Source organism: Pseudomonas sp. GNP013 (genome assembly GCF_054343995.1).
Genome location: NZ_JBTGUT010000001.1, coordinates 2895764 through 2911662 on the forward strand (window position 1 = coordinate 2895764; position 15899 = coordinate 2911662).

Consider the following 15899-nt stretch of genomic DNA (forward strand, 5'->3'; position numbering starts at 1 on the left):
TCGATCCCTAATCAGAGTGGCCGGCGAGCGTCACCGCTCCATCAGCACGTTCGTGGGCCAGCCAACTGGTCCAGCCAAGGCGACAGACATTGCGCTCGCCGAGGTGCAGCGCACGCATTTCGCCCTCGGCCAGCACCAGGCGCAGGTCATACTCCAGGGGCGCGCGTGCGGTTAACTGCACCAATGAACACAAGGGCCGGAACGCCTCACCGGAGGGCAAAAATTCGTGAAAGCGCTGCCAGCTCAGCCCCAGCATGTGCACCTTGAACTTGCCGCAGCGATCCGCTATTTGCTGCCCCAGCACCAGATCGTGGCCGAGCGCGTGGTGGCTAACGCCCAACTGGTTGCGCTGCTGCGGGTCGATGCAGACACGGCGCGCCACCCACTGCTCGATGAACACTCGGCTGTGCTTGAAGTAATGGCGCAACACCGTCTCGATCATCGACGCCGAATGTGCCCGCAGCCCCAATAAGCCCAGGTAAGGCAGCAGACGCCTGCAATCCAGACGTGCCGCTGCGCGAACTTCCCGACTGCCCAGGCCGATCAGGGCGAACATCTGTGCCGAAAACCCATCGCTGGCACCGGTTCGGAAACGCGCTCGATAACGGTACTTGCGCCAGATCGGCAACATCAGCCGCTGCAGTCGATGGTGAAAGACGTTCAGGAAGTCTCGCGTGATGTTGGCCCCCATGGGTTCTGCACACGCCTGCTCGCCATAGAACGCCGGCAGCGGTGAACCTGCGCCAAACAGCCCCAATACATTGAGGCGCAGCCGCGCGCGTAACTGGCCCTGCTCCACAAAGAACTCCACTTGGTCTATGTCGTGTCCGGGAAAGCCGAGACTGGGATTGGCCTGGAATTCCAGCTGGTCATACAACGCGTCCTCGTCCAGCAACGGATGAGCCTCACGCAGGCGCTCAACCACCAGGAGCACCGCCTGGAACAGCGAATACTCGCGAATACAGCGCGACAGTTCGCTTAAAGCAGGGGCTGTTGGCCCAACCGGGGTGGCCATAGGTACACATCTCCTTGTGTGCTGATAACGCGCAGTTCGTGGTACGAATTCAGGTTGGCGTAAAGCGCAAAAAACTCGTTGAGTACCGAGGCAAAGACAAAAACATCGCCTTGACCGAGGAAACCCCGGGGATCGATCGTCAGGTCCACGCGCAACCCGCGAAACGGCAGGCCCTGGTGCAGGCGGTCCACCGCTTTGTGACTGACGGCCTGCAATGCGCCGAGCCTCTTCAGGCTGATCTGCTGCGCTTGCCGACCGTGATAACGCGGCAGGTCGTAGGTTTCCAGAACCACTTTCAAGGCGTTGATATCGGTCAGCGACAGATAATTGAGCGAGAGGTTACTGATCAGCCGCCACAGGAAATCCTGCTCCAGGGGGGGCGCGAAACTTGCGGTAGGCACCGTGATATTGCCAAACGTCAGGAATTCCGGAGTGTGCTCGCCGGGTTGGTTGATCTCGCCGATGGCCAGTTGCTGTGGAAGGTTCTGATTGGTGCAGGTCAGCTCGATCGACAGTGTTTCCTGCTCACTCCTGTGGCCGTTACCGAATGCCATCCAGGTGTCGATCCCGGCATGCTGTACAGATGGACGCTGACGGATGCTGAAACTGGGCGCCGCAACTGATGCCCCGGCATCGGCGTCATGTTCGAAGGACTCGAACGGCACAAACGCCCGATGGCCTAGCCCGCCTGGGCGCCAGCCCGTCACGCAGTCCACGCAAAACACGCCTGCATGGCCCCGGGTGTATTCGCCAGGCACCAGCAGGTATTCGTCCTGCTTGCCATCCAGGCGGATCGGCACCGCATCATGGCTGAACAGGTTGACGATGGGTGTGCAATGCAGCTTTACGTTATCCAGCCCCGGGCGCTGCGGCTCATGCCCCTGGGTGCGCAGTTCGAAGCGCATCACCATGCTGCGCACCTGTTTGAGCTGTGCGTGGGGAACCCCGTGCAAGGCGTCCAGGCCCGCAACATCGACGAACAGGTATTTGTCGGGAAAGGCAAAGTACTCCTGCAGATGGCGATAGCCACTGAAGGTATTCGGCGGATAAGGAATCAATGCCTGGTCTTCGCTGAACCCGACCGGCTGTACCTGGCTGGCAGCCAGCCGTAGCGACAGCGGTCGTCCGTCAGGACCGTCAACGGGGCATGCATTCTCGTCCAGCAGCAACAGCTCAATGCCTTCAAGATGACGCAGCAGGCTCAAATAGAGTCCCTGGCTGACATAACGATCGCCTGCCAGGTGCAAACGCAGAGGCTCAAACGCCAACTCGGTGAAATTGCCCGGTGCACTCATGTCCAGGTGCAGATCCAGCAAGGCGCGCTCACCCTGGAATGCGTAGTCCACACGACTGAGTTGCAGCGGCATCACCTGGGTGAGGTAGCAGGTGCGAAAACGGCAGCGCTCGCCATTGATCGCCACGCTTTCCACTGCGGTATCCCGCTCTACCCGGATGGCCGGCCCCGCACGTTTGAGCGGGTCGAACTGCAGAATGCTGAACGAGGGCAACGGCCGCATGTAGTTGGGCCACAGCAATTGCATCAGCGAGTGGGTCAGCTCCGGTAACTCGTCATCGAGCTTTTGTCGCAAGCGCCCAGTGAGAAACGCGAAACCTTCCAGTAAACGCTCGACATCCGGGTCCTGCCCGCCTGCGGCCAGGAAAGGTGCCAACGCCGGATTGCGCTCCGAGAAACGTCGCCCAAGCTGGCGCAAGGCGCTGAGCTCACTCTGGTAATAGCGATTAAGGGCCATCCGGCGTGACCTCCACCTGCCCGCCGCCACCCAGGCGCGCGCTGAAAGCCACGGCTCGCGTCTCACCCTCAATCGTCAGCATCGCCGCGATGGAAAATGCCAGGACCAGAGGATCGCGATCACGCGGCAGTGCCCTGACCCGCACATTCGTCAGGCGTGGTTCGTAGGCCTGAATAAAGCGCTCGATCGAGAGGCGCGACTGGCTCAAGGACTCATGCAGGCTCTGGCGCATGTCATTGAGATCCGGCAGGCCGTAATCGCTCGCGGTCTGGGCACTGCCGGCGCGCGTGCTGAGCATTTTCCCCAAGTGGGCGGCCACCGAGGCCATGCCGCCCGATTGGGCGGATGCGGGGCCTTCAAGGCGTTCGAAAAGGCTGTGGTGACAGGTTATCCCTGGGTGCCTGCTCATTCTTTGTCGAGCTTGCCGACCAGGGACAGGGTGAAGTCCGCCCCCATGTACTTGAAGTGAGGTCGCACACTCAGGCTGACGCGATACCAGCCTGGCTCACCGTCAACATCGCTGACGACGATGCGTGCCGCACGCAGGGGACGACGACCACGCACTTCGGCACTGGGGTTTTCCTGGTCGGCGACGTACTGACGAATCCATTTATTGAGTTCAAGCTCAAGGTCGGTGCGCTCCTTCCACGACCCCAGTTGCTCGCGCTGCAGCACTTTCAGGTAATGGGCCAGTCGGTTGACCACCATCATGTACGGTAACTGGGTGCCCAGCCGGTAATTCAACTCCGCTTCCCGGCCCTCGACACTGGTGCCGAAATACTTGGGCTTCTGCACCGAACTTGCGGAGAAAAAGGCGGCGTTGTCACTGCCCTTACGCATGGTCAACGCGATGAAACCCTCTTGGGCCAGTTCATATTCGCGTCGATCGGAGACCAGCACCTCGGTGGGGATCTTCGTTTCGATTTCACCCATGCTGTGAAAGTGATGCAAAGGCAGGTCTTCCACCGCCCCGCCGCTTTGCGGACCGATGATATTGGGGCACCAGCGAAACCTGGCGAAGCTGTCAGTCAAGCGCGTGGCGAATGCGTAAGCCGTATTCCCCCACAGATAGTGTTCGTGGCTGTTGACCACGTTTTCCTGATAGGCAAAGGTCTTGACCGGAGATTCGAGCGGATCGTAAGGCGTGCGCAGCAAAAAACGCGGTACGGTCAGGCCAATGTAGCGCGCGTCTTCGCTCTGGCGGAAGCTCTGCCATTTGGCAAATTGCGGGCCTTCGAAATGGTCCTTCAGATCCTTCAGGTCAGGCAGACCGGTAAAGCTTTCCAGGCCAAAAAAGGCCGGCCCGGCCGCTGCGATAAAAGGCGCGTGAGCCACACAGGCGACATTGGAGACGTACTGCATGAGCTTTACGTCGGGCGCACTGGGTGAAAGGAAATAATTGGCGATGATGGCTCCCACGGGCTGGCCACCGAACTGGCCGTACTCGGCACTGTAGATGTGCTTGTAGAGCCCGGACTGGCTGACCTCCGGCGAGTCTTCGAAGTCATCGAGCAAGTCCTCGCGGGACACATTCAGCAATTCGATCTTGATGTTTTCACGGAAATTGGTGCGTTCGATCAGCAACTGCAAACCTCGCCACGCAGCTTCCAGTGCCTGGAACTGCGGGTGATGGAGGATTTCGTCCATCTGCTGGCTGAGCTTGCTGTCGATCTCGGCGATCATTCGGTCCACCAGGCGTTTCTTGACCGGTTCTGCGCTGTTATGCGGCTTGACCAATTCTTCGATAAACGCCGAGACGCCGCGCTTGGCGATGCCATAGGCCTCGTCATCCGCCGTCAGCAGGGTCTGCGCAATGATGTTGTCGAGGATGCTCGACTCGTCCGCCCTGGGGGCGGCCAGTGAGGTGGCTTGAGTGTTCATGGATCAGTGTCCTTTTACTGAAAAATCATACGGAAGGCCGGTCCAGCCCCAATTCGGCGAGTACACGCGTGCGCGACTCGTCGTCGGCCAGGGCCTGTTCGATAGCCTTGCGAAAGCTCGGCGTGTTACCCAACGGGCCCTTCAATGCCATCAGCGCTTCACGCAGCGCCATCAGCTTTTTCAGTTCGGGAATCTGCTCGACCAGGCTCGCCGGATTGAAGTCCTGCATTGAATTGATGTGCACCTGAATACCCAGCTCCTCCACTTCGGGGTCGTCCTGAAGACGATTGGGTACGCTGAGCGTCAAGCTCAGTGCCTGCTTGGCCAGCACTTCATCCAGGTTGTTCCTGTCGATCCCGACAGGCTTGCGGTCTTCGAGCTTGCGCAGGTCCTCGCGTTGGGTGAAGTCTCCCAGCACCAGCAGTTTCAACGGCAGTTCGACTTCTTCCTGCGCGCCACCAACGGCGGGTTTGAAGGTGATATTGATGCGTTCCTTCGGTGCTACCGAACCCTCTTTGGGCATGGTTTTCTTCTCCTTTTTTGCGTGCGGCTCTGCAGCCTATTCAAGTACCGCTTCAAGATCGAAGTGGCACAACCTGCGATGGGTTTGTTCCTTGCGCTCACGCACGGCCTGGTCTTGCGGCAGCAGCTCACAGCAGCGAAACAGCAGCTGTGCCACTTGCAGCGCCAGGTCAGGTTCCCAGCGCTCAAGCCCTGCGTGCTGCAGGTGATCATCCAGTTGTTCGAGCTGGATCTTCGCCAACTCGTGCTTGCCTGCCAGCACACATAGACGGGCCTGGGCCAGGCGCCAATGGAAACGGTCGCGCTCGCTTCGCTCGGCGTGCAGGCTTTGCGTGAACTCGCCGACGACAGCCTTGAGCCCGTCCTTGCGCAGCCTGGGCAGCCCTTCCTGCAATGCCGTCTCCCACGGTGCGGCGTCGATGTTTTTCGCCTGCGCCAGGGGTTGGTTTGTTTGCAGATGGCGGGCCACATGGAGCGCAATCCAGTCACGGGTGCTGGCATCGGCAAACGGCACTCCGTCGTAAAAGCGATACTCAGGCAGGTCCGGCAGCCGCTGCAGCAACAGCGCAAAACTCACTTCCAGCTCGGCCTTCGCCAGGTTGGCGTGCAGTGCGTCAAGGCACTCCCACTGCATGCGCAGTCCGTCAAACCAGAACATTGCGCTGCTCAGGCTCGCATCGAATTCAAGTATCAGATCGGCGTAATGCCCCTGGGCAAGACGCTCCTGGCACCGCTTGAGCTTGTCGCCTGCAGGGCCACGCAAGGTCGTGGTTCTCTGGCTGTCTGCGTCCGGATAACCGGTCAGTGAGAGCCAGGCCAGTGTTCGACTCAGGCGCAAGGCGCGCAGGTCTGCAGCGCCCTGGCCCAACCACCACTTGCACAGGGGGCGGGCCTGGTCCTGCAAGGTACGCAGGCGTTTCGCCGCATCCCTTTCGTTTTCGATTGCGGGCTCGGGCTTGAGCAATTGAGCCGCCACCTGTTTGACCTGGGTCATCCCATGCGGCAATGCTGCTGGAGCGGGATTGCCTTGCGCGGCATGCTCAAGGCGCTCCGACAATTGCCTGCGAATCGGCAGCAGCAATGGAGCATCATTACCCAGGCGCTGACGCCAGCACTCATCGAGGCGCGACAGGTGTTCGTGGAGCAGATGAAACACCTGCTGCTGGCCTGCAACCGACAGGCTTTGGTCGAACACCGGTTCAAGGCGCAATACCAGCCAGCCAAAAGCCGCACTGCGGGTGCGCAGCTTGAGCGGGTAGACAACCGCCCAATGTTGCTCGCAGAGATGCAACAGGAGGCCGAGTCCGGCCAACAGGCCGGCAAACGATTCACGCTGGTAAAGCGCCCAGACCAGCCATACCGCGACACGCAGATCCCTGGAATGCTCGCGCAACATGCACTCGCTGGTTTCAACGACTTTTTGCCAATCCGGCTGGCGCTCACCGTGTATCGATTGCATTTTCGCCAGCTCGTTTTCCAGGGCCTCATATTCGCTGGAAAAGCGCATTTCATTGCCGGCGAAACTTGCATGCGAGCAAGGTTGCCGCGCCAACTCAAGATAATAATCACACAGCGTTTTCAAATAATCCATTTTGCTCCACGCACAACTACTCACCTCATAAAACACACTGAACACGCAACAAAGCATTAAAACGCTATTGAGGCAGCGATGAGAAGCCTCTTTAAGAGTTGCAAACACTAGCCACGATAAAGAGATTCATCAAGCGAAAAAAATAAACTTGAGACTTATCCTACAACACCCGCAAAACAAGGCCTGCGCAGAAAGTTGCGCAACTTTTCTTGAAGAAAAACTCAAATATTGTTTATCCAGCCCACTGCCACCCGCCCGATGAAACGGCAACTAATTGCGCACTCATGCGCAAACAAACTCAATAAACTCACACACTTATTCACAGCAACTTATTAAAAGACACTCGCCGACTAACCCTGCCCCCACATTTCATTAGGCCTTGCACTTTCCGGCACGTTTTTTGTTAAGGAGACAGGGCCATCCGGTTTCAATATGGGATGGACTCCCTATCAAGCAGACAAGGAAACCCGTCATGCCAACACCCGCGTATCTCTCCATCACTGGCGTCAAGCAAGGTTTGATTACGGCAGGTACTTTTACTCAGGACTCGGTAGGCAATATTTACCAGGAAGGGCACGAGGACCAGATTCTCGTCCAGGCGTTTGCGCACCAGGTCATCATCCCGCGCGATCCGCAATCCGGTCAGCCAACAGGGCAACGGGTGCATAAACCATTGATGATCAGCAAGGTGTTCGACAAGTCATCGCCCCTGCTTTTCAGCGCACTCACCAGTGGCGAGGAGGTGAAATGCCGGCTGGAGTGGCTGCGCACTTCATCGGCCGGCACCCAGGAGCATTACTTCACCATCGAACTCGAGGGCGCGACCATCGTCGATATCCAATCGCGCATGCCCAACTGCCAGGACCCGGACAACGCGCACTTCACACATCTGGAAGACGTGTATTTCACGTATCGCAAGATTGTCTGGACCCACGAAGTGTCGGGCACCTCCGGCTCGGACGATTGGCGTAGCCCGGTGTCCAGCTGACGTAATGTGATGTGCAAACGACGCCCAGGGACGGGCGCCGTTTCTATCGAGATGGGTTGTTACTGAGGGCTAGACCATCGCCAGCGGATGCTTGCGCTTGGGCGCGCCGAATACCCGATCGATCGCGTCCAGATCATGTTCATCCAGCACCAGGTTCGCAGCACGGGCATTGAGTCGCACATGCTCCGGCGTAACGGCCTTGGGGATGGCGATCACGCCGTCCTGACGCAGTACCCACGCCAGGCAGACCTGGGCAGGCGTTGCCTCGTGACGCTGGGCGATCTGTTTGAGCGTCGGGCTGGACAGCAATTTGCCGCCCTGGGCGATGGGGCAGTAAGCCATCAGCGGCAAATGATGTTGTTGCCACCAGGGCAGCAGGTCGAACTCGATCCCCCGCTCCTCGATGTTGTAGAGCACCTGATTGGTGGCGCAGGCCGCAGAGGCCAGCTCCTGCAGATCGGCCACATCAAAGTTGGAGACACCCCAACGGCCGATCTTGCCGGCTTCGCGCAAACGCTCGAAGGCCTCGACCGTTTCTTCAAGGGGATACTGGCCGCGCCAGTGCAACAGGTACAGGTCGATAAAGTCGGTGCCAAGCCGTTGCAGGCTGGCTTCACAGGCACGAGGGATGCCCGTTCGGCTGGCATTGTGCGGGTAGACCTTGCTCACGAGGAACACCTGGTCACGCTTGCCGCGTATGGCTTCGCCGACGACGGACTCGGCGCCCCCTTCACCGTACATTTCGGCGGTATCGATCAGGGTCATGCCCTCGTCGATCCCCAGTTGCAATGCCGCCACTTCAGCACGGTGCTGGTCGGGGTCTTCCCCCATGCGCCAGGTGCCCTGGCCGATGACGGGGACCGGTACGCCGGCCAGATCAATGGTACGCATGACAACCTCCTGATGAGTTCGCAAGTAAACAGTGGGGCATTGACCGGACAAAAGGGTTCAATCGAAGTATGGTTGCCCTCTGCCAAGTCGCCAGGAAGAACCTGCAATGCTGTTTGTCGTGATGCTCGGGGGCAAGCACCCGCGGGCGAGGATCGAAGTCCATGATGTGGTATTCGCCGTGGCGGATACCCTGCAAGCCACTTACCCGCAATTGCGTGAAAACTGGTTCGGCAGCGCCAAGGGCGTACACATCGACGCCTGGATGGCGGTGGATGGCGTCGATGGCTGGAAAGTCGAGCTCAGCCCGCTGGCCCCGCAAGCCGGAGCGCCGCGCCTGTATTTCATCAACCTTGGCGGGTACGACACCCACAGTTTCGGCGAGGCCCATCACTACCTGCTGGTCGTCGCGCGCAACAAGCAGGAGGCAAAGACGCTGGGCAAACGCCAGATGCTGCGCGGCTGGTCCCAGGCGCATACCGATGCCGTGATGGATGTGGATGACTGCCTGCCCATCGACCTGGTGGACGGTCGCTATGTGCATCTGGTGCAGGGCGCGCACGCGCCCATCGTGCAACGCAATGATTACCTCGTATTGTCCTGAGTGCTCGTGTCACCAACTGCCCGACGCACCGCCGCCGCCACTGGATCCGCCGCCGCCGGACGAGCTGCCGCTGGAGCGCGAGCTGCCGGAGCTTGAACTGGAGCGGCTGCTCGAGCCCGAGCCTGAACTGGAGACGCTCTGCACGAACAGGATAAACGCCGCAATCGTCGCCACCGGTATCGCCACCCACCAGCCTTGAGCACCGTGCCCCAACAGCAGGCCCGCCGCGGTATAAATCGCGACAACCGCCAGTACGCGCACGAGGAAGAAACGCGGGCTGCTTTTCCATGATGCCTTGATCAGGAAGAACAACCCCACGTACAGACCCAGCACCACGGCCGCGCCCAACGGCCACAGCAGCCAGTGGACGAGACTGAGTTCGACAAACCGAGCCGCTGCCAGCACGCCGACGATATACGCCAGTGCAGCCATCACGCAGTAAAAGACTGCGCGCGCCAGCCACAATGCGCCAAACGTGGCACCGCCGATCAGCATCGTCAGCGGTAATACCAGCAGGAATATCGGCCACTCACGTCCACCGATGTACACCGTCAGCAGCAGGGTCACTCCAGCCGTGGCAATCAAGGCACGGCGCCAGTGCAACATGCCTGCGGCCATCAACACACCACCGATGCCGCCGGCGATCAGTGCCAGCAGTATCGCCATGGCCTGGGGACTGACGCCTGGGACGGCGACTGCCGGCAAGTCGCCGCCCTCAACCAGCACAACGAGGTCGTTCACACCCTGGCTGACGCCACCGGCAAAATCGCCTTGGCGAAACGCCGGGGTGATGTGTTCCTCGATGATCCGGCGGGCAAGCAAATCGGTGACTGTGCCTTCCAGCCCGTACCCGACTTCGATACGCACCTTGCGGTCGTCCTTGGCCACCACCAGCAGGATGCCGTCGTTGACGTCCTTGCGGCCCAGTTGCCAGGCGCGAAACAGTTGATTGGCGTAATCCTCGATGCTGGCCCCGCCGGTTCCGGGCACCAGCAACACGGCAATCTGCGAACCTTTGCGCTGTTCGAGGTCGGCTAGCCGGCTTTTCAGACGGGCGGTGGTGTCGGCATCGAGGGTGTTGGTGAGGTCGATCACCCGCTGATCGAGGGCCACGCCAAGCGGCGAAACATCAGCCTGGGCGGCAGTAAACACGCCGAAGCACATCAGTGCCAGCAGACTCAAGACGGACAGCCGTACCCACCGCATCATGTTTTGTTACCTGAAGTTTCGTCCTGAATGGCGCTGACTGTAACCTATCGGCGCTATAACGCGTGACCCAAAGGCGTTGACTATTTAAACTGCGCCTCAAATAGCAATACGCCATAATTTTGAGACCTCCATGGACCTACGCCACCGCAACAATGTGAATGTGATCGGCGACGGCATGGCGACCCTGGTGTTCTCCCATGGCTTCGGCTGCAACCAGGCGATGTGGAACTATTTGGCGCCGCATTTTACCGAGCGTTTCCGCGTAGTGATGTATGACCTGGTGGGTGCAGGCCTGTCGGACCTTGTCGCCTTCGACAAGACCAAGTACAGCACGCTGGACGGTTATGCTCGTGACTTGAATGAAATCATTGACGCCTATGCCCGGGGCCCGGTGATTCTGGTGGGCCACTCGGTCAGCGCGATGATCGGCGTCCTCGCCGACCGCCTGCAGCCCGGGCGCATCGCGGCCCATGTGATGATTGGCCCATCGCCCCGCTACATCGACGACGCAGGCTACATCGGCGGTTTCAAGCGCAGCGACATCGATGACCTGCTCGACACACTCGACAGCAATTACCTCGGCTGGTCCAGTGCCATGGCCCCGGTGATCATGGGTGCGCCCGGGCAACCGGAACTCGGCGAAGCGCTGACCGAGAGCTTCTGCCGCACCGAACCGGACATTGCCAGGCAATTCGCACGCGTGACCTTCATGGCGGACAACCGTGAAGATGTGACCGGCCTGGCCGCCCCGGTGTTGATCCTGCAATCGAGCGACGACCTGATTGCCCCGGTCGTGGTGGGTGAATACCTGCATCGCGTAGTCCCCAACAGCACTTATTGCCTGATCGACAACGTAGGCCATTGTCCGCACATGAGCGCGCCAGTGGCGTGCGCGGCGGCGATGCACAGCTTCCTGGCGCCGTGGGCAGCCGCCCATGCCCATTGACCTGTTCGACAGCGCCGCCTGTGCGCTGGCCGTGACTGCCGAAGACGGCACGATTCTGCAGGTCAATGCACGCTTCACCGACTGGTTGGGGTTCAGTGCCCAGGAGCTGTGTGGCCGGCGCTTCCAGGACCTGCTGACCATGGGCGGGCGAATTTTCCATCAAACGCACCTGGCGCCGATGCTGCGCATGCATGGCAGCGTCACCGAGGTGAAGCTCGACACCGTGCACCGCGACGGGCAGAAAGTGACGGTGCTGCTCAATGGCAATCGTCGCCAACTCGGCGACGCCGTGGTGTACGACCTGGCGCTGTTCGGTACCACTGACCGTGACAAGTACGAACGCGAGCTGTTGAACGCGCGCAAGCTGGCCGAAGCCCTGTTGCAGGAAAAAACCGCCACTGAAATCGCCCTGCATCAGGCGCAGGCGGAACTCAAGCAAGCCTATGCCATCTCGCAGCGGCGCGCGATGTTCGCCGAACAGATGGTGGCGATTGTCAGCCACGATTTGAAAAACCCGCTCACGGCCATTCGCATGGCTTCGGATTTTCTCAGCCGTGGTGAGTGCACGCCAAAGGAGCGCCAACTGCTGGGGCATATCGACCAGTCATCCGAGCGCGCCCAGCGCATGATCGCCGACTTGCTTGACTTCACCCAGGCCAGAGTTGGTCAGGGCATCATTATCCGCGCCGCGCCGCTGGACTTTCACACAGTCATTCACCATGCCGTCGAGGAACTGCGTGTCGCCTTCCCCAAGGCGACACTGGTGCACCATATCGAGGGCTTTGGCAGCGCGAGCCTGGATGCCGACCGCGTACAACAGATTATCGGCAACCTGGTGGCCAACAGCGTGGCGTATGGCGACCTGCAGCGCGAAATCCGCATCACCTCGCGAATCGGTAATAACGTCTGTGAAGTCGCCGTACACAACCATGGCACCGCGATTCCCGAGGGGCTGCTCGCCAATCTGTTCGAACCCATGACCCGTGGCACCGATCAAGGCAGCCAGGTGCGCAGCGTGGGCCTTGGCCTGTATATCGTGCGCGAACTGGCCAAGGTGCATGGCGGTGATGTGGCGGTAAGTTCATCGGCAGAGGCCGGCACAACCTTCACCGTGAAATTGCCTGCCACCCATTAATCCGTTGCGGATCCTGAACTCAACGCCAGCGCCAGGACACTCCGGTATAGATGCCCCGCCCATCCGCCGGGGTCGAACGCGCGACGTCCAGCCCCTTGTCGTCATACCCCGGCGTGACCGTATTGGCATAGCGGCGGTGGGTGAGATTGCGCAGATCGACCCACGCCTGCCAGTCCTGCTTCGGCGCGTCGTAGCCAAAGGTCGCGCCCAGCAAGGTATAGGCGGCCGCGTAATAGGAATTGGCATAGTCCACCGCCACCCGCGAAGAGTGCTCGGTGTTGAGGCTGGTGTAGAAGCCGCTCGGGTGACTGTAGCGAACTTGCGCCTGGTAATAATGCCTGGGGATGCCCGGCAGCGTGTTGCTGCCAAAGCGGTCATCGTCACGGTAGTGGAAGTCGCTGAAGGTGTAGGCCTGGCGCAGATCGAGCCGGCCCTCGCGGCCGCCGTCCCACAGCGGGCTGAGCAGGCTCAGTTCCACGCCCTGATGCACCGTGGGGCTGGCGTTGGCCTCGGCAATCACGGCGTTGCTGGTGGCGGTCTGGGCCTGGGTTTCCACGGCCAGCAGTTCGTGGCGCACTTCGGAGCGGTACAGCGCCAGGTCCCAGGCACCAAGCCACGCTTCACCCCGTCCGCCGACTTCCAGGGTGGTGGCGGTCTGGTTTCTCAGGCTCACGCCTTCACGCGCCAGCCCTTTGGCCGGGCCGCTGGTGAAGTATTTGTTGGAACCCCAGATCATCGACCACGCATGCGGCGGCTCGACCGAGCGACTGAGGTTGCCGTATACCTGCAATTGCGGATTGAAGTCATAACGCAGGCCAATGCGCGGTGCGTAATCCCAGTCATGCTGACTGAGCGGCGCCTGACCTTGCGGGTAGGTAACCTGGGTTTCGCGGCGCGTATAAATGGCCGCCAGGCCGGTGGTCAGCCACAGGTCCGGCAACAGTTCCAGGTCATTACCAATATGCAGCACGGTGTCGGACCCGAGGTAGGAATAATCGCGGGTCTTGGTGCCTGGCGCGTAGCTGGCGGTATTTGCGGCCGGCGTACGTACATATTCCGACGCGCCATTGTTGGGCATCGCCTGGGTGGTGCGCAGGCCGAGGGTGGTTTTGCTGTCATGGCCGAACAGGCTGTCCTGCCGGATGTAGTTCAGGGTGCCGCTGATATCGGTGTAGGCGACTTTCAGGCGGTTGGTGCCTTCGCGCAGGTCCATGGGGTAATCGTGATAGGCCAGGCCGACCTCGACCTTTGAGTTTTCATCCAATTGCAGGGTGGTTTTGTTGGCGATCCAGGTGGAGCCTGGTTGCAGGCGCTTGGAATCGCGGGCGGCGTTGAGGCTGTTGGCGGCACGCGGATCATGGCTGATCTGGTAACGCGTGAGCTTGCCGGGGGTGTCGTTGGCGGTTTCGCGGTAACGAAAATAGAAGCGGGTTTCCAGGTCCGGGTTGAAGCGATAGCCGAAGTTGGCGGCAATACCCTTGCCGCTACCGGCGCTCTGCTGCTGATAGCCGTCGGACGCGGCGTCGGTGAGGCTGATGTAGTAGTCGGCGTCGCCCAGCACCTGGCCGGAACTGATTTCACGCTGGGCATAACCGTGACTGCCCGCCTCATAGCGCAGTTGCAAAGTCGGCGCGTCATAGCCGGTACGGGTGACGTAGTTGACCGCACCCCCCAACGCCAGCGCACCGCGATCAAAGCCGTTGGCGCCGCGCAGCACCTCAACGCGGCTGTGCCACAGTGGGTCCTTGAGTTCATAGGGCGTGCCGCCGGGCCCGGTGAGCGGCAAACCGTCGAGCATCTCGAACAGGCCGGACGCATGGGACCCAGGGCTGCGGTTCAGGCCCGAGCCACGGATGGACAGCTTCACCCCTTCATTATTCGCAGCCTTGGCATACACCCCGGCCTGATACTTGAACACATCCTCATTGGTGCTGACGCGCCCCTGTTGCACGCTGTCCAGGTCGATGTAGTTAGTGGCGCCAGGCACGCTCTTGAGCTGCGCCTGAGCTATTTCACCGGCACTGGCGGGCGCCGTGCTGACTTCGACCGGTGCCAGTTGCAGGGTTTCGGCGTGCACCGTCGGGCTGAGGGTCAGGGCGGCAAACAGGAGCGGGGATTGGCGCAACAGCATGGGGCAGGTCCTTGGCATTCGGAAGCATAAGAAGCCTGGCGGCTTCGACGGGTCACTCCTTACAAACGAATCATCAGCTTGCGGCAACAGCCTCCAGTGCCTGCATGAAGTCATCGGCCTCCGACCCCGGGGGAAACCTGAAACCATACATTTCATCTGTGGCCAGAATCGCGTCCAGGGTGTTGCGCAACTGTGCTTCGGTCGGCGAGTCCTGCAGCAGTTTCTGCGCCGGCAGCAGCAGCTCCGCCGCGACGCCCTGGACGCTTGCGGTGTCGATCACCGCAAACAGGATGAAGCGCAAACGAATGTCGCGATCCGTGAGCCAAACCGTTTTTCGCTTACCCAAGGTAGGCCTCGACTTTTAGGAAAAGTCCGAGGCTATTGCCGCTGGAGGGGCGTTTCAAGCGGCCTGTTGCAAGATAGGCCAGTTCCTACATGGGAAAGCGAAACGCCGCACTCCCCGGCCCTGGGTATCACTGCACCGGCAGAAAATTCATCAACAACAGGCTTTGCGCATAATTGAGACCAATGCGGCGGTAGCGCTCGTCGAGGATCTGGGTGAGCAGGTCCAGGCGCGCGACGATCTTGCCGAATTCCACGGCGAAACTGAGGTTGCTGCCCTCCTCCGAGATCTCGTTGGAAAACAGCAGCAACACGCCATTGGCGTCCTGGCGCTGGCCGAGCAGCCAGGTGGCCTTTTCAATATTGCGCGCGGCGTTGCTGACGAATTGCGGGTTGATCGAATCGGTCACGTAAAACTGGGTGCGCCCGCCATGGGCGGTGACCAGCATGCTGCCGATGGCGTAGATGAATGCGCCGACGCGGTCGCCGCGAAACTCCGGGCTCAGCGAGTAACTCAAGGCTGCCAGGTCGCGACGCTCGCCAAGTGCCGGCAACGGCTGACGGTTTTCAATGGCCTGGCGGATTGTCCGCGCGGCGGTCACGGCATCCGGGTAGCCCGACTGACGCCACTGGCTCGGGTTGCGCAGGTAGAGCTTGTTCATCAACAGATACAGGCTTTGCAGGTTATCGCGCATGCCCAACGTTGCCATGCGGTCCACGCTGGTCTGGAAGAACTCATCAGGTTTGCCTTCGCTGAACTGCCGGGCCATATCGCGGCCCTGCTGCTGGCTGCACGCCGTGGCACAGAGCGCCAGCATCGCTGCGAACAGCAGCGGCCAGCGTTTGATTAAACAGGTTGAAAGGTGGTTCATCCGCATCCGGTCGGGTCCTGCTGC

The 15899-nt window shown here is 60.4% G+C and carries 15 protein-coding genes; 4 read left to right on the top strand and 11 right to left on the bottom strand.

Annotated features, from left to right (window positions below; translation table 11 throughout):
• Window positions 1-7: 7 nt before the first annotated feature.
• Genes tssG through tssA form a run of 6 tightly spaced genes read right to left on the bottom strand, consistent with a single transcriptional unit; the run spans window position 8 to window position 6760 of the window.
• Window positions 8-1015, bottom strand: coding sequence for a type VI secretion system baseplate subunit TssG (gene tssG, locus ACXX81_RS12460; protein WP_458571770.1), 1008 nt, complete (start codon window positions 1013-1015; stop codon window positions 8-10).
• Complete coding sequence (gene tssF / locus ACXX81_RS12465; RefSeq protein ID WP_458571771.1) at window positions 979-2766, bottom strand: type VI secretion system baseplate subunit TssF; 1788 nt, start codon at window positions 2764-2766, stop codon at window positions 979-981. Before tssF ends, tssG begins: the two co-directional genes overlap by 37 nt.
• Window positions 2756-3175 (bottom strand): type VI secretion system baseplate subunit TssE, encoded by a 420-nt coding sequence (gene tssE, locus ACXX81_RS12470; protein ID WP_245228934.1) that lies wholly within the window; start codon window positions 3173-3175, stop codon window positions 2756-2758. Before tssE ends, tssF begins: the two co-directional genes overlap by 11 nt.
• The gene (tssC, locus tag ACXX81_RS12475; protein ID WP_322213330.1) at window positions 3172-4647 is read right to left on the bottom strand and encodes a type VI secretion system contractile sheath large subunit; all 1476 of its coding nucleotides are present in this window, start codon (window positions 4645-4647) and stop codon (window positions 3172-3174) included. The genes tssE and tssC overlap by 4 nt, the downstream gene beginning before the upstream one ends.
• A gap of 25 nt (window positions 4648-4672) precedes the next feature.
• Entirely contained in the window at window positions 4673-5170 is a 498-nt protein-coding gene (gene tssB, locus ACXX81_RS12480; RefSeq protein ID WP_458571772.1) for a type VI secretion system contractile sheath small subunit, read from the bottom strand.
• Window positions 5171-5206: 36 nt separating this feature from the next.
• Window positions 5207-6760: a type VI secretion system protein TssA gene (tssA, locus tag ACXX81_RS12485; RefSeq protein WP_458571773.1), complete on the bottom strand. Its 1554-nt coding sequence runs from the start codon at window positions 6758-6760 to the stop codon at window positions 5207-5209.
• A gap of 472 nt (window positions 6761-7232) precedes the next feature.
• Between tssA and ACXX81_RS12490 the strand changes: the two genes are divergently transcribed.
• A complete protein-coding gene (locus ACXX81_RS12490; protein ID WP_003235468.1) occupies window positions 7233-7748 on the top strand; it encodes an Hcp family type VI secretion system effector in 516 nt (171 codons plus the stop codon).
• A gap of 69 nt (window positions 7749-7817) precedes the next feature.
• On the opposite strand, the gene ACXX81_RS12495 is transcribed toward ACXX81_RS12490, so the two are convergent.
• Window positions 7818-8639, bottom strand: coding sequence for an aldo/keto reductase (locus tag ACXX81_RS12495; protein WP_231421797.1), 822 nt, complete (start codon window positions 8637-8639; stop codon window positions 7818-7820).
• A 106-nt stretch (window positions 8640-8745) separates the two neighbouring features.
• Here ACXX81_RS12495 and ACXX81_RS12500 point away from each other — a divergent pair, with 106 nt between their 5' ends.
• Window positions 8746-9240, top strand: coding sequence for a DUF1543 domain-containing protein (locus ACXX81_RS12500; protein ID WP_209981156.1), 495 nt, complete (start codon window positions 8746-8748; stop codon window positions 9238-9240).
• 9 nt (window positions 9241-9249) lie between these two features.
• On the opposite strand, the gene ACXX81_RS12505 is transcribed toward ACXX81_RS12500, so the two are convergent.
• Complete coding sequence (locus ACXX81_RS12505; RefSeq protein ID WP_209981154.1) at window positions 9250-10449, bottom strand: TPM domain-containing protein; 1200 nt, start codon at window positions 10447-10449, stop codon at window positions 9250-9252.
• 130 nt (window positions 10450-10579) lie between these two features.
• On the opposite strand from ACXX81_RS12505, the gene ACXX81_RS12510 reads away from it, so the two are divergent.
• Both ACXX81_RS12510 and ACXX81_RS12515 read left to right on the top strand, forming a co-directional pair.
• Complete coding sequence (locus tag ACXX81_RS12510) at window positions 10580-11395, top strand: alpha/beta fold hydrolase (protein WP_458571774.1); 816 nt, start codon at window positions 10580-10582, stop codon at window positions 11393-11395.
• Window positions 11385-12530 carry a PAS domain-containing sensor histidine kinase gene (locus tag ACXX81_RS12515; protein WP_209981151.1) on the top strand — a complete coding sequence of 382 codons (1146 nt, stop codon included), beginning with the start codon at window positions 11385-11387 and terminating at the stop codon, window positions 12528-12530. Before ACXX81_RS12510 ends, ACXX81_RS12515 begins: the two co-directional genes overlap by 11 nt.
• A gap of 19 nt (window positions 12531-12549) precedes the next feature.
• Here ACXX81_RS12515 and ACXX81_RS12520 read toward each other — a convergent pair whose 3' ends face one another.
• The 3 genes from ACXX81_RS12520 to ACXX81_RS12530 all read right to left on the bottom strand — a co-directional run bounded on the left by ACXX81_RS12520 (window position 12550) and on the right by ACXX81_RS12530 (window position 15881).
• The gene (locus ACXX81_RS12520) at window positions 12550-14661 is read right to left on the bottom strand and encodes a TonB-dependent receptor family protein (RefSeq protein ID WP_458571775.1); all 2112 of its coding nucleotides are present in this window, start codon (window positions 14659-14661) and stop codon (window positions 12550-12552) included.
• A 73-nt stretch (window positions 14662-14734) separates the two neighbouring features.
• The gene (locus ACXX81_RS12525; protein ID WP_231421793.1) at window positions 14735-15007 is read right to left on the bottom strand and encodes a hypothetical protein; all 273 of its coding nucleotides are present in this window, start codon (window positions 15005-15007) and stop codon (window positions 14735-14737) included.
• 127 nt (window positions 15008-15134) lie between these two features.
• Window positions 15135-15881 (bottom strand): hypothetical protein, encoded by a 747-nt coding sequence (locus tag ACXX81_RS12530; protein ID WP_458571776.1) that lies wholly within the window; start codon window positions 15879-15881, stop codon window positions 15135-15137.
• Window positions 15882-15899 lie beyond the last annotated feature (18 nt).

What these genes read in the sequence shown, in the direction of transcription:
- ACXX81_RS12530 (WP_458571776.1), bottom strand. Translation starts at nt 15,881, where the DNA reads ATGCGGATGAACCACCTTTCAACCTGTTTAATCAAACGCTGGCCGCTG.
- ACXX81_RS12505 (WP_209981154.1), bottom strand. Translation starts at nt 10,449, where the DNA reads ATGATGCGGTGGGTACGGCTGTCCGTCTTGAGTCTGCTGGCACTGATG.
- tssB (WP_458571772.1), bottom strand. Translation starts at nt 5,170, where the DNA reads ATGCCCAAAGAGGGTTCGGTAGCACCGAAGGAACGCATCAATATCACC.
- ACXX81_RS12490 (WP_003235468.1), top strand. Translation starts at nt 7,233, where the DNA reads ATGCCAACACCCGCGTATCTCTCCATCACTGGCGTCAAGCAAGGTTTG.
- ACXX81_RS12520 (WP_458571775.1), bottom strand. Translation starts at nt 14,661, where the DNA reads ATGCTGTTGCGCCAATCCCCGCTCCTGTTTGCCGCCCTGACCCTCAGC.
- tssG (WP_458571770.1), bottom strand. Translation starts at nt 1,015, where the DNA reads ATGGCCACCCCGGTTGGGCCAACAGCCCCTGCTTTAAGCGAACTGTCG.
- tssE (WP_245228934.1), bottom strand. Translation starts at nt 3,175, where the DNA reads ATGAGCAGGCACCCAGGGATAACCTGTCACCACAGCCTTTTCGAACGC.
- tssF (WP_458571771.1), bottom strand. Translation starts at nt 2,766, where the DNA reads ATGGCCCTTAATCGCTATTACCAGAGTGAGCTCAGCGCCTTGCGCCAG.
- ACXX81_RS12500 (WP_209981156.1), top strand. Translation starts at nt 8,746, where the DNA reads ATGCTGTTTGTCGTGATGCTCGGGGGCAAGCACCCGCGGGCGAGGATC.
- ACXX81_RS12510 (WP_458571774.1), top strand. Translation starts at nt 10,580, where the DNA reads ATGGACCTACGCCACCGCAACAATGTGAATGTGATCGGCGACGGCATG.
- ACXX81_RS12495 (WP_231421797.1), bottom strand. Translation starts at nt 8,639, where the DNA reads ATGCGTACCATTGATCTGGCCGGCGTACCGGTCCCCGTCATCGGCCAG.
- ACXX81_RS12515 (WP_209981151.1), top strand. Translation starts at nt 11,385, where the DNA reads ATGCCCATTGACCTGTTCGACAGCGCCGCCTGTGCGCTGGCCGTGACT.
- tssA (WP_458571773.1), bottom strand. Translation starts at nt 6,760, where the DNA reads ATGGATTATTTGAAAACGCTGTGTGATTATTATCTTGAGTTGGCGCGG.
- tssC (WP_322213330.1), bottom strand. Translation starts at nt 4,647, where the DNA reads ATGAACACTCAAGCCACCTCACTGGCCGCCCCCAGGGCGGACGAGTCG.